Origin of the sequence: Hydrangea phyllody phytoplasma, assembly GCF_036985185.1 — a bacterium.
Lineage (GTDB): Bacteria > Bacillota_I > Bacilli_A > Acholeplasmatales > Acholeplasmataceae > Phytoplasma > Phytoplasma asteris.
The window spans coordinates 20,961-34,982 of the sequence record NZ_BSDA01000003.1 but is presented as its reverse complement, the minus strand read 5'-3'; the positions used below and the strand labels follow the sequence as shown (position 1 = coordinate 34,982).

Below are 14,022 nucleotides of genomic sequence, written 5' to 3'. Positions count from 1 at the left end.
GCGAACCTAAAACTATCGGGCATAATGATGTCGGAAATTCGAGATTCCTAAAAACCACCCCAAACAGAGGAAATTAAAATGCCTTTGGGTTCAAGGAAAAAGAGACTTTTAGTAGTCGGAGGAATTAAAACTTGGTTTGGAATAACCAAGATAATTGCCCTCACACGGAGCCTAGGAAAGCTAGGTACAAGGCGAAGAAGTTAGATTCACAGTGAATTATTCAGTTCGGGAGAAAGGAGGTTGATGCAAATGCAACCAAATGAAGCAGATAAAACTTCTAAGCTTTCAAACTTACTGAATAGAGTTCAGACAAAATCATTAAACAGGTTAACCTTGAAAAAGGAACTGCAACAAGATATGAACTCCCTGGATAACATCACATTCGCCTTCAACAAGGTTGCAGGGAATGACGGTGCAGGGACGCATGGGACGGACGGTCAAACTATTGACGGAAAAGATTGGAACTACATTATCGGGTTAAATGATAAATACAGAACCAATCAATACCAACCCAAGCCCCTCAGGAGAGTTTATATCCCCAAACCTAACGGAGATAAAAGACCATTAGGTATCCCGACAATGGAGGATAGAATAATCCAACAGACAATGTACCAACTACTCAATCCATTTTATGAAGTAAAATTCTCAAAATGGAGCTATGGATTTAGACCTAACAAATCACCACATGATGCAATTAAACGCATTAAGGAGAGATTTAAGGGAATAAAATGGTTAATAAAAATTGATATCAAAGGCTTCTTTGACACAATTAATCATGACATATTGTTAAAACTTCTCAGCAAAGACATCCGTAAAGCCAAAACCCTCAAAACCATAAAACAATGGTTGGAGGCAGGCATAATGGATAACTGGGTTTTTCAAAAGACCTTCTCGGGCGCTCCCCAAGGTGGAATTATATCTCCTTTATTAGCTAACATCTACCTTCATCAAATTGACGAAAAGATGGAAAAACTAATAGAACAAGGAATACCAAAAAGGAAAGTCAATCCTAAATATAGAAAATTACAACGTTTAGGACTTGTAAGAAAAGCTAAAGTCGCGAGAGACATTAACATAAATCCAAACATTAGAGTAGAATACATTCGCTATGCGGACGACTTCATCATCGGGTGTACAGGAACAATGGAACAGGCCAACGAACTACAACAAAAGGTGGTATCCTGGTTAGTACGGGATTTAGGATTGTCAATATCTTATGACAAATCCAAAATCGTACCAGCACAAAAGGGAACAAAATTTCTTTCATACCTCATAAGAGTCAACCCAACGGCATCGTCTAAAAATAAATCTGCAAGGAAAACGCTTAACGGAGAAACCGATATCGGAATTCCGAAGGATGAGATAGACAAAAGATGCAAAAAATGGATGACGGACTCTAAGAAGAGAAAGATTATACATGATAGACAACTACATTTTAGAGACGAATTAGAAATAATTAAGTCATATAAAAGAGTGGCTGAAGGTATAATCAGATACTTCGCATATGGAAGAAACCTGAATCAGTTAACAAAGTTGGCCTATATTGCAGAGTACTCTTGTTTAAAGACAATAGCGGGGAAATACAAAACTTCCATCGCCAGAGTCCGTAAGAAATTGAACCGAGGTCAGGGGACTTGGGGTGTCAAGTACACGATAAAAACAAAACCAAGATATGAAACCTGGCCGAAGTACACCTGGGATAGGATTAAAAGGATGAGAAGATATAAGGATATTAACCTTGATATCATTCCTAATCCGAATATATACCTAAGTCGTACACATCTCACAGACCGTTTAAAAGCGGAAGAATGTGAAATGTGCCAAAGGTATGACGTTAAGTTGGAAATACACCACACTAAGACAGTGCGAAATCGCAACTAGCAAAGCGTGATGAATAAAGCAACTATGGTGCTATGTAAACAGTGCCATAGAAGGAGAACCAACGAACAAATAATAAGCTTCAATGACAATAGGAAAATAATAAACGTCTGAATAATCAATCAACTAAATAGTGATATTTAGAAGACCCTAGAAATAGGCTGTGAATGGGAAAGCCGTATGCTTGGAAACTTGCTTGTACGGTTTGGAGCGGGGCTGCACGTAAATAACCAACACGCGTGTAATCTATCGCTATAAAATTATTATATTTCTATATTTTTCTCCTTTTGCCTTTTTCATATTTTTTGCTTTACTTTGCTTTTCATTTTTTTGTTTTTTAATTTAATTAAATCTGTTTTTTAAACAATTACACAATCAATAAAAATAAATAAAAGAGGATAAAAATGAATAAATTATTAATTGTAACAATATTAGTAATCATTTTTTTCGCAATACATTTTAAACAAAAAGTCAACATCAAAAAAAATATTGTCTTTTTATCAGAAAAAATCAGTTTATGGATGCAAACATTTTATTTTTATCATGCCATTTATTGTGAATTAAAAAAAATAAATAATTTCTTTTTGATGAAATTTCTTTGGAACTCCAATCGTAAATGCAACAATATATTAAAACATTTACAAGACATTCACACCATTTTTGATAAATTACAACAAGACCAAAAAATAACTGATATTGAAATTATGATGCTTTTAACATACGATCAATCAGTAACTTTTTTAAAACAAAAATATGGTTTAGTAAGTGGCTCTTATTTTATGGATGCAAGTTTTACTCAAACTAACCCAAATATCAAAAAAACAGCTGAAGGCTTAGAAATACACCACATAAAAGAATATCAAGCAAGAGGATTATCAAATTCCCAAATACGCCAAACACCACCCTTTTGAATGCCAAAAAGGCATTAATTTGTTGTATTGTAATTTATTAGAACATTTTCTTTTGCATTTAAAAATTTGTGATTATTCCAAAAACCCTTTACATCCTGAAGTTGGCAAAAAGGGAGCAGAAATTATTTTTCATCGTTTAGCTAAAATCTTTTTTGACAATCCTTTTGAATATCAAAAAAACAAATGCATATCAGCCCAAAAAATTTATTATCAAAAAAGTGATTTTTGGGAATGCTTTTATTTATATCAAAGTTTAAAAGTTTATTTATGACAAAATAAAAATATTTGATTTGTATAATATTTTATGTCATTTATTTTTTTCATCATTTTTGTATTAATTAGTTATCTTTTGATTATAATATATCAAGGAATAAAGAAACAAATATGAAAAAACTATTCTTTTTTGATATTGACCAAACTTTATACAACGGCAAAACCAAAGAAATTCCTTCACAAACCACAAAACTTTTACAAACCCTAGTGCAAAACCCCAATAATATTTTAGGAATTGCTACAGGAAGAAGCTACAAAGGTTTAAGCGTTTTAAAAGAACTTACTTCTTTATTTAAGTATTTTGTTGTTCTAAATGGAGCTATTACTTGGAAAGCCAAAAATATCGTCCAACAAACTTGCATCCCCCAAGAACTTGTAATTAAACTAAATTGCCAAGCCCAAAAAAAAGGAATCATAGTTCTCAATGTCAGTTGAGAAGAAAAGGGCATAACCCAAACAACAGATCCTGATTCTAAAAGTTTGTTTGATAATGTAATGTTGCAAAAAAATCCCATCAAAAGTAATCTTCATTTAGAAAAACCTATTTACAAAATTAATTTATTTCATCCAAATACCTCCCTTGTTGTTGATTTTTTAAAAGATTTTGAACAACTCCACGCTTATTATTGGAAAAATAGTGTTGTAAGTTTAAGTGCCAAACAAGTTAATAAAGCTTATGTTATCCAAGCAATTATGAAAGACCAAAAAGACTGCCAATTAATTTGCATGGGAGATGGTTGCAGCGATTTTGAAATGCTTCAATTTGCAGATATAGGAATCGTCATGGCAAATACTCATTATGAAACTCTTCACAAAGTTGCCAATTTAACTGTTCCTCACATTGAAAAAAACGCTTTATATGATTTTTTTAAAGATTATAATTTGTTATGAAGTTGTTTATCGAAGAAAAAATAAAATGTGTTTTCAATGCGTTTAAAAGGAGAATAAAATGTGTTTAATTTTTGGAATACTAAATATTAAAACCGATCCACAAATGTTGCGTGACCAAGCTCTTAAACTTTCCAGTTTGATGCGTCATCGAGGACCTGATTGGTCAGGAATTTTTGCCTCTCAAAAAGCCATTTTAGAACACGAAAAGCTATCAATTGTAGATGTTAATGCTGGAGCTCAACCACTTTATAATAAAACCAAAACCTTAGTACTTGCAGTAAATGGAGAAATTTATAACCACCTAGAATTACGCCAACAATACAAAGATAAATAAGAATTTCAAACAGAATCAGATTGTGAAGTTATTCTAGCACTATATCAAGAAAAAGGTGTTAATTTTTTAGATGAATTACAAGGAATGTTTGCATTTATTTTATATGATCTTACAAAAAACACATATCTTATAGTACGCGATCATATGGGAATAATTCCACTTTATATGGGATATGACCTTAACCAAAATTTTTATATAGCTTCTGAAATGAAAGCCTTAATTCCCATTTGCCAAATCCTTTCTAATTTTCCTCCAGGAAATTATTTATCTAGTGAATCTGGCAAAATGGTGAAATATTATAAACGCAATTGGATGGATTATCAAAATGTTTACAACAACCAAACCAACACAACCCAATTACGCAATTTTCTTGAAGCATCAGTAAAAAAACATTTAATGTCTGATGTTCCTTATGGCGTACTTTTATCTGGTGGTCTTGATTCTTCTATTATTTCTGGAATCACTAAAAAATTTGCCAAACACCGCATAGAAGAATCAAGTAAAAAAGAGGTTTGGTTTCCTTCACTTCATTCTTTTGCTGTAGGTCTTAAAGGTGCTCCTGATCTTAAAGCTGCCAAAGAAGTAGCCAATCATTTAGGAACAGTCCATCATGAAATTGATTTTACTATTCAAGAAGGCATAGATGTTTTAAAAAATGTTATTTATCACATTGAAACGTATGATATTACAACTATTCGCGCATCAATTCCTATATGTATTTAATGGATCGCAAAATTAAAGCTATGGGCATCAAAATGGTTCTTTCTGGTGAAGGTGCTGATGAGATTTTTGGAGGTTATCTATATTTTCATAAAACCCCTAATGCTCAAGAATTCCACAAAGAAACAGTCCGTAAATTAGCTTCATTACATTTATATGATTGTGCAAGAGCCAACAAAGCAATGAGTGCTTGGGGAGTAGAGGCGCGAGTGCCTTTCTTAGATAAAAACTTTTAGATGTTGCTATGAGACTTAATCCCAAAGATAAAATGTGTGGCACAAATGGCAAAATAGAAAAACATATTCTACGACAAACATTTGAATCTTATTTACCCAAAAAGATTGTATGGCCCCAAAAAGAACAATTTTCTGATGGAGTAGGCTACAGTTGGATTGATGCTTTAAAAAAACTTGCCCAAACCAAAATCACAGATACACAATTAAAAAATGCTTATGTTCGTTTCCCTTACAATACTCCTACAAACAAAGAAGGCTACATGTATCGCGAAATTTTTGAAACCTTATTTCCTTTGCCAAGTGCAATAAGTCTTGTTCCTGGTGGTCCTTCAATTGCTTGCTGTACTGCAAAAGCTATCGAATGGGACAAAGCTTTTAAACAAATAAACTACCCTTCAAGACGCGCTGCATTAGGGGTGCATAATGAAGCTTATAAGGACAAATAAATTTTATTCAACAATCCCCAGTTTAACTTAACTTTATTTTTTGCTTTTAATTGTTTTGTGCGAACCAAATAATAAAAAACAAATAATAAAAAACAAATAATAAAAAACAAATAATAAAAAACAAATAATAAAAAACAAATAATAAAAAACAAATAATAAAAAACAAATAATAAAAAACAAATAATAAAATAAAAAAACTAATCCAAAATCACAAATCACAAATTATATTTTTTGCAAACATTTCTAACACCCATTTTGCAACTCCAAATTTTTACAACTTTATCCCAGAAAGGATATTTATATGAACCAAAAACCAAGAAAAGCCTTAATTAAAAAAAACAATTTGCCCCAAACCAACACACCCAAAAAACCTTTTTTAAGTAGCAAACTATTAAGCAATTGCATTATTTTTAACTCTATTGTCATTGTTGTATTAGCAATTTATTTAAGTAAACCTACTCAAACAGATATTTACCAAAAAACCACCCAACTACATTTAACAGCAATGGTAGCAGGAATGTTTTTAGGAGGCACTATTTTAGGATTAAAAAAAGGATCTTTTGGCGTTTCTTTAGGAGTTTTATTAGGAGCTACCTTAGGAATGTGGCTATCGTTACTTACTAAAGGAAACATTATTTCGATAATTCAAATGTAGTTTTTAATTTTAACCCCAACCCCAATATTTTTCATTTCCAAAATAAAGAAAGTGTTATCATTTTTATGCAAACCAAAATCAAAAATCTAACCGCACAATTTCACACCAGTTTACAAAAAAACAAACATGATTTAGACCAATTAATGACCTTAGACAAAGAATTTTTAGGCAAAAAGGGCATCTTGTTTGAACTTACCCAAGAGCTAAAAAGCCTTCCTCATGCCCAAAAAGCAGTTGCAGGCAAATTAATTAACGTTTTAAAACAAGAAATTATTTTCACTTTACAAAAAGAAAAAGAAATTTTACAAAGAAACCAACTAAACGCCAAATTGCTCCAAGAAGAAATTGATCCTACTTTACCAGGATTGAAATTTTTCCAAGGAAGCACCCACCCCCTTAATCAAATCATTGAACAAATTGAAGATTTATTTTTATCTTTAGGTTATGAAATTAAAGAAGGCAACGAAATTGAAACTGATTTTTATAATTTTGAAATGCTCAACATGGGCAAAGGCCACCCCGCAAGAGCAATGCAAGACTCTTTTTATATTGATCCCCAAAAACTTTTGCGCACCCACACTTCCAACGTCCAAGTCAAAGAAATGAAAGCTCGCCAAGGAGGACCCCTCAAAATTATTTCTCCTGGAAAAGTTTACCGCAAAGACGATGATGACGCCACTCATAGCCATCAATTTATGCAACTCGAAGGACTTGTCATTGACAAAAACATTAATTTTTCCCATCTCAAAGAAACTCTTTTACTCATTACCAAAGAATTATTTGGCACTTCCCAAGAAATTCATTTAAGACCGTCTTATTTTCCCTTTACCGAACCTAGCATTGAAGTTGATTTAGTAATTACCAAAAAAGATGGCACCAAAGAATATTTAGAAATTTTAGGAGCTGGTTTAGTGCATCCCCAAGTTCTTAAAAACGCTAATTATGACCCTGAAAAATATCAAGGTTTTGCCTTTGGAATAGGTATTGAAAGAATTGCTATGATTAAATATCAAATTGACAATATTAGACATTTTTATACTAATGATATTCGCTTTTTAAAACAATTTGCAAGGAACACCGCCAACAATGAAAATTATTGAAAATATTTTAAAAAACCATTTTTCGCAACCCCTTTCCCAAAATATTTCTGCCTTAACTAACAATTATATTACCGAAGTGCAAAATTTTTTCCCCCTATCCAAAAACACTAATTTAGTGGTGGGGCAAATTCTTAACTTTCAAAAAATTCAAGGTTCCCAAAAATTAAATTTAGTAGAAGTTAACACTGGCAAAAAAGTAGTCAAAATTGTTTGTGGAGCTTCTAATTTACAAAATGGCAAAAAAGTTATTGTAGCTTCAGAAGGTTCTTTTTTGGAAGGCATCAACGCCACCCTTAAAAACAAAAAAATTTATGGAGTTTTTTCAGAAGGAATGCTTTGTGCTTTGGAAGAATTGGGAATTAGTACCAAATTTTTAACTCCCCAAGAACAAGAAGGAATTTATCTTTTTGATGACCCCAACGACCAAATTGCTTTGGGAAGTGATGCTTTAATTCCTTTAGGACTTGATTGTTTTATCTTAGAATTAGGGCTTACACCCAATCGTGGTGACCTTTTATCTCACCTAGGTTTTGCCAAAGATCTCAAAGCAGTTTTGTCTTCTCAAAGTTACAATAACAATCAAGAAACAAAAGCAACCAACTACAAAACAAAAAACAGCGAAGACCAAACAACCCCAAAAACGCTCCCCCAATTAAACCCCGATTTTTTTGCAAACTTGCCTCAATCTCCTTTAAAAGTCCAAATTGAAAACGACAGTTGTTATGAATACAACGCTTGTATCCTGGAAAACATCAAAATCAAACCTTCTCCTTTATGGTTGCGAAACGCCCTCTTACAATCAGGCATCAACCCAATCAACAATGTTGTTGACATCACTAATTTAATTTTAATCGAATACGGTATTCCCCTACACGCTTTTGATTCTGAAAACATCAAACAAATCAAAGTTAGAAAAGCCTTACCACAAGAAAATATTACAACTCTTAACCAAAATGATTTTGTTTTAGATGAAAATGATTTAGTTATTACAGATGGCAAAAAAGCCATTGCTCTAGCTGGTATTGTAGGACTTTTAGAAAGTAGCATTAAACCTACAACTACTAAAATTATTCTTGAAGCTGCTTATTTTTCGCCCCAAACTATTGCCCAAACTTGTCAAAAACTCAAAACCAAAACTGAAAGTTCCCTACGTTTTGAAAGAGGTATTGACCAAAGTCTTATTCCTTTAGCTTTTCAAAAAGCATGCCAACTTTTAGTCACTTTAGCAGATGCCAAAATTACTTACAAACCTATAATTACAAAACAAAAAAACCGTACCAATCCTACTATTTCTTTGAATCTTGATTTTGTTACAAGAAAAATTGGCGTTTCTTTGTGCCCTACTCAAATCAAAAATTGGTTATTAAACCTAGATTATCAGATACATACATCCAAACATTTAGTACCACAGAACAAAAACGAACAATTAAACCTCCAAGCTCCTTTACGTCGTTATGATGTCAAAATTAAAGAAGATGTCATTTCTGATTTAACTAGACTTTATGGTTGCCATAAATTACCTCCCCAAACAATTCAAATCCCTACTCAAGGAAAATTAACCTTAAAACAAAAAAATATTAGAGAATTGCGCAAACTCTTAGTTAATTTAGGATTTTATGAAACTATTACTTACAGTTTAATTAGCTCTGAGATGTTTGAAGCTTTTACTCCTCAAAAACCCTTTATCAAAATAATGAATCCTTTGTCACAAGACAAAATGATTTTAAGACAAAGTTTGCTAAGTAGTTTAGTAGAAGTTTTAAGCTATCAGCACAAACGACAAACTTTTGATACTGCTTTTTTTGAAATTGGAAAAACTTATTTTCCCAACCAAGAAACATTAAGTCTTGCTTTTGCTTTGAGTGGTCATTTCTTAAATTCCTTGTGGCACAAACAAGATGTTTCAAGTTCTTTTTTTGTTACCAAAGGCATCCTTGAAAAAATTAGTGCTTTTCTAGGCATTACCCTTACTTATCAAAAAACACAACAACATAGTAATTTTCATCCAGGAATGCAAGCCAATTTGTTATTTAACAATCAAATAATAGGAGTTATCGGAAAAACACATCCTCAACTTAATACCAAATACCACTTAAAAGAAAGTTTTCTTTGTGAACTTTTTTTAACGGATGAAATTCTTAACACTACCAAAACGTTTACCTTCCAACCAATTCCTAAATTTCCTACTGTTATTCGTGATTTAGCCTTTTTAGTAGATACCAAATATTCCTTTTATCAAATCGAACAAACCATTAAACAAACTACCCCTTTTGATTTAATCAAATGTGAATTATTTGATGTTTATCAAATACCTACAACCAAAGAAAAACATTCTCTTGCCCTTAGACTTTTTTTCAATAATTTAGATAAAAACTTAGAAAAACAAGATGTAGAACATTGTATGGAAAAAATTACTTCTAATTTGATTAAACACTTTCATATTGAAATTAGATAAAAATAGATAAAAAAAATATTGCTTTTTAAGTGTATATGCAAATATAATAATTGTGGTAAAATAATAGGGTAGTTAAATTAGTTTTTTTACCCTTTTTATCTTTTTGCCTTTTTACATTTGTATAATTATAAATTTTTTTAATCAATAAAACAAAAAAACAACTAAACAACTAAAGGAGTCTTTAAAAATGTTTAATGTCAACCATTTAAGCAAAAATTACGTTACTAAACGCGGTAATATGACGATGGCCTTACAAGACGTTTCTTTAAAATTACCTGATAAAGGTATGGTTTTTATCTTAGGTAAATCAGGTTCTGGTAAATCTACTTTATTAAATGTTTTAACAGGCATTGATGTTGCAAACGGCGGCGTAGTTGAAGTATGCAAAGTTCCTATTACAACTTTTAATCAAAAATATTTAGATAATTATCGTAATGGAATGATTGGTTTTATTTTCCAAGAATTCAACTTAATAGAAGATATGAATGTATTTGAAAATATTGTCTTAGCATTACAATTACAAAATAAAAAACCAGATATTACCTTAATTAATGATTTAATAAATCAAGTAGGATTGGATGCTTCGTTCCTAAATAGAAGAGTTAATGAACTTTCAGGAGGACAAAAACAACGTGTTGTTATTGTTCGTGCTTTGGTGAAAAATCCTAAAATGGTCTTTGCTGATGAGCCTACAGGAAATCTAGATTCAGAAACAGGAACCCAAGTTTTTGATTTACTTCAAAATTTAAGTAAAGAAAAATTAGTAGTTATTGTATCTCATGATAGCGAAAGTGCTTATAAATATGCTGATCGTATTTTAGAATGTAAAGATGGTAAAGTCATATCAGATATGACAAGAAAAAAAGACACTACTAAAAAAAAACAAGTATTTAAAGAAGGTCAATTTCTTACATCTGAAATGATTGCAAACTTAACTAACTTAACTAAAAATCCTGCTTTAGAAAACTTTGATAAAACTGATTATACTAAAGTATTACAACAAGATACTGATTTTGTATCTTTTCCTAGTTGTTTGCCTTTTTCGTTTGTTGCTAAGGCTGCTTTAAAGAGTTTTAAAAATAAAAAGTTTTTCTTGGCATTGAATGTTTTAATAACTGCTATTGCAACTTTTATTTTTATGTTTTTTGCTTTTACATTTTTGAGTTATAAATGGTTCGGAATCTGTGATAAAATATATCAAATGTATGCATTATTTGGAGGATATAAAAGATATACAAATATTGAATTATATTCTTTTGTTGGTCTTATGGAAACGGCTGTTAAAATAGCTGTTGAAACTATTCAAATTATAAGTAGCCCTATGTTCTGGGTTTGGATTTTATTTGTTCCAGGTGCTATGATTATGCTTTATTTTTCTATGAGTGCCAAACTTCAAAATAAAAAAATGGGTATTCTAAGAGCTTTAGGTTCTAATGGTGTTAATGTTGGTAAAATCTTTTTAGTGGAAGCATTCTTTTTTGCTTTATTCCAAATGGTTTTAACTTTTGTATTATTATTATTAAGTATTTTATTTTGGTTTAAAGATGCATCTATATTATTTTCATCTTTCGATATGAAACCGTTGCCCAATTTTGCAAGTAAAAATGACATTATGTTTTTCTTTAATTCTTTAGTAGATTCGGAAAAGCAAAAAAATTTATTATGGTTTACATCACCATATTTAGCTTTCAATCCTTTTGTAAGAGTCCTTTTATTTAATTTATTATCATTTAGTTATGTCTTTTTCATGACTCTACTATTTATATCTTTCATTATTTATAAATGGTCTAACAAAAAACCAGTTGACATCATCAACAATAAATAAATATTAATTGAAATACCATATATTATAATATATGGTATTTTTTTTATCTCTTAAACTTGCAATTTTCATTATTTTGTTTCATCATTTGTCTTAATTTCAAGTACAATTTAAGTGTAGATGTATATTATCAAATAACACTAAATTAATTATATTTAGTAACACAATAAAGATATAATACATTTAATCAAAAACAAACTAATATAAATAAAATAAGGAGTATTACAATGTTAACGAATGTGTACGACCCCCTAAAAGGTAAACAATTCCAAATACTTGACGAAAATGGCAACCTTGTTCAACCTGAATTAGAACCAAAATTATCTAAAGATGTTTTATTAAAAATGTATAAAACAATGGTTTTAGGTAGACAAGCTGATTTAGCAGCCTTAAAATATCAACGCCAGGGACGTATGGGAAACTATTTACTTAACTCAGGGCAAGAAGCATCTCAAGTAGGTGTCGCTGCTGCCTTAGAACCCCAAGATTGGGTATCACCTTATTATCGTGATGCAGGAATTTTTCTTTACCGTGGAGTTTCTTTAGAACAATTTTATCTTTACTGGTATGGCAATGAAAAAGGCTCTCAACTAGACCCTAAGTTGCGTATTTTACCAGCTAACATTATTATTGGCTCTAGTGTTAATTTAGGAGCAGGACTTGCCTTAGCAAGCAAAATGCAAAATAAAAAAGAAGTAACTATTGCAACTATTGGAGACGGAGGAACCGCACACGAAGAGTTTAATGCAGGTCTTAACTATGCTGCTGTTTTTGGAGTACCATTAGTAGTATTTATTCAAAATAACCAGTATTCTATTTCTAATCCTCGTAACAAAGTATCCAAAGCTAAAACTTTAGCTCAAAAATGTTATGCTTGTGGAATTCCTGGCATGCAAGTAGACGGCAACGACATTTTAGCTGTTTATGTAGCAGCCCAAGAAGCCTTTAACGAAGCGCGCAAAGGAAAAGGACCTACTTTAATTGAAAATGTTTCTTATCGTCTAGAAGCACACTCCACTAATGATAATGCTTCTGTTTACCGTAGCAAAGAAGAAGAATTAGAGTGGCGCAAAAAAGACCCAATTGTACGTTTTCAAAAATACTTGATGAATAAAGGTTATCTAACTCAAAAACAAGTAGAACAATTTGAAAAAGAAGCCCAAGAAGAAGTTGTTTTAGCACACCAAAAAGTAGAACAAACAGGCAACAACATCGATATTAAAGATATTTTTGCATACACTTATGAAAAAATGACTCCTCAATTAGAAGAACAATACGAAGAATGCAAAGCTTTTTTCAACACAAAGGAAGGTAAATAATAATGGCTTCAATGACATTACTAGATGCAATTAATCAAACTTTAGATAGCAAGTTAGCAAAAGATCCTCGAGTAGTTCTTTTTGGACAAGATGTAGGAAAATTAGGCGGCGTTTTCCGCGTAACTAAAGGCCTACAAGACAAACACGGAGAAACTCGCGTTTTTAATGCCCCTATTGCTGAATCTTCTATTATCGGAAGTGCTATCGGACTTGCCATTAACGGCATGCGACCAGTTGCAGAAATCCAATTTGATGGTTTTATTTTTGTAGGACTAGAAGACCTATTTGCCCACGCAGCCCGTTTGCGTAACCGTAGTCGTGGTAATTACACAGTACCTATGGTAGTAAGAGTCCCAGTTGGTGGAGGGGTAAAATCCTTAGAACATCACTCCGAATCATTAGAAGTAATTTTAGGCTCTGTTCCTGGTCTTAAAGTAGTTATTCCATCTAATCCTTACGACGCTAAAGGTTTATTAATGGCTGCTATTAACGACCCTGATCCAGTAGTCTACATGGAACCTAAAAGAATTTATCGTGGTTTCCGTCAAGAAGTTCCCGAAACAGATTACGAAGTCCAAATCGGTAAAGCCAAAGTCGTTCAAGAAGGCACAGACATTACAGTTGTAGCTTGGGGAGCAATGGTACCAGAAACACTATTAGCCCTTAAACAACTTGATCCTAATGTTTCCGTAGAACTAATTGATTTAAGAACTATTAATCCTATTGACAGAGAAACTGTAATTACATCTGTTAAAAAAACTGGACGCTTTTTAGTAGTTCATGAAGCATGTAAAACTTATGGACCTGCAGGAGAATTAATGGCTTTAGTTAACGAACAAGCTTTCTTATACCTAGATGCAGCTCCTGCCAGAGTTACTGGAAATGATATCATAATGCCTTTAGCCAAAGCAGAACATTATCAGTTTTTAAGCCCTGAAAAAATAGCTGATGCTATTAAAAAAGTGGTTTGCGAATAAGATAA

The 14,022-nt window shown here is 31.8% G+C and carries 9 protein-coding genes and 2 pseudogenes; all 11 read left to right on the top strand.

Annotation, left to right across the window (positions count from 1 at the left end; genetic code table 11):
* The first annotated feature begins 249 nt into the window (after window positions 1-249).
* Window positions 250-1,881: a group II intron reverse transcriptase/maturase gene (gene ltrA, locus AACP42_RS01675; protein WP_339332557.1), complete on the top strand. Its 1,632-nt coding sequence runs from the start codon at window positions 250-252 to the stop codon at window positions 1,879-1,881.
* Between the two features lie 401 nt (window positions 1,882-2,282).
* Entirely contained in the window at window positions 2,283-2,789 is a 507-nt protein-coding gene (locus tag AACP42_RS01670) for a hypothetical protein (RefSeq protein WP_212775546.1), read from the top strand.
* Between the two features lie 19 nt (window positions 2,790-2,808).
* Window positions 2,809-3,060 carry a hypothetical protein gene (locus AACP42_RS01665; protein WP_212775545.1) on the top strand — a complete coding sequence of 84 codons (252 nt, stop codon included), beginning with the start codon at window positions 2,809-2,811 and terminating at the stop codon, window positions 3,058-3,060.
* Between the two features lie 113 nt (window positions 3,061-3,173).
* Window positions 3,174-3,953: pseudogene (locus AACP42_RS01660) on the top strand (HAD-IIB family hydrolase).
* A gap of 58 nt (window positions 3,954-4,011) precedes the next feature.
* Window positions 4,012-5,689 (top strand): annotated as a pseudogene (gene asnB / locus AACP42_RS03095) (asparagine synthase B).
* Between the two features lie 301 nt (window positions 5,690-5,990).
* A complete protein-coding gene (locus tag AACP42_RS01635; protein WP_212775538.1) occupies window positions 5,991-6,344 on the top strand; it encodes a hypothetical protein in 354 nt (117 codons plus the stop codon).
* 65 nt (window positions 6,345-6,409) lie between these two features.
* Window positions 6,410-7,444: a phenylalanine--tRNA ligase subunit alpha gene (pheS, locus tag AACP42_RS01630; RefSeq protein ID WP_212509153.1), complete on the top strand. Its 1,035-nt coding sequence runs from the start codon at window positions 6,410-6,412 to the stop codon at window positions 7,442-7,444.
* Window positions 7,431-9,899 (top strand): phenylalanine--tRNA ligase subunit beta, encoded by a 2,469-nt coding sequence (pheT, locus tag AACP42_RS01625; RefSeq protein ID WP_212775537.1) that lies wholly within the window; start codon window positions 7,431-7,433, stop codon window positions 9,897-9,899. Before pheS ends, pheT begins: the two co-directional genes overlap by 14 nt.
* A gap of 187 nt (window positions 9,900-10,086) precedes the next feature.
* Window positions 10,087-11,724, top strand: a complete 1,638-nt coding sequence (locus AACP42_RS01620) for an ABC transporter ATP-binding protein (RefSeq protein ID WP_212775536.1) — start codon at window positions 10,087-10,089, stop codon at window positions 11,722-11,724.
* Between the two features lie 224 nt (window positions 11,725-11,948).
* Entirely contained in the window at window positions 11,949-13,040 is a 1,092-nt protein-coding gene (gene pdhA / locus AACP42_RS01615; RefSeq protein ID WP_212509156.1) for a pyruvate dehydrogenase (acetyl-transferring) E1 component subunit alpha, read from the top strand.
* Between the two features lie 2 nt (window positions 13,041-13,042).
* Window positions 13,043-14,017 carry an alpha-ketoacid dehydrogenase subunit beta gene (locus tag AACP42_RS01610; RefSeq protein WP_212775535.1) on the top strand — a complete coding sequence of 325 codons (975 nt, stop codon included), beginning with the start codon at window positions 13,043-13,045 and terminating at the stop codon, window positions 14,015-14,017.
* The last annotated feature ends 5 nt before the right edge of the window (window positions 14,018-14,022 follow it).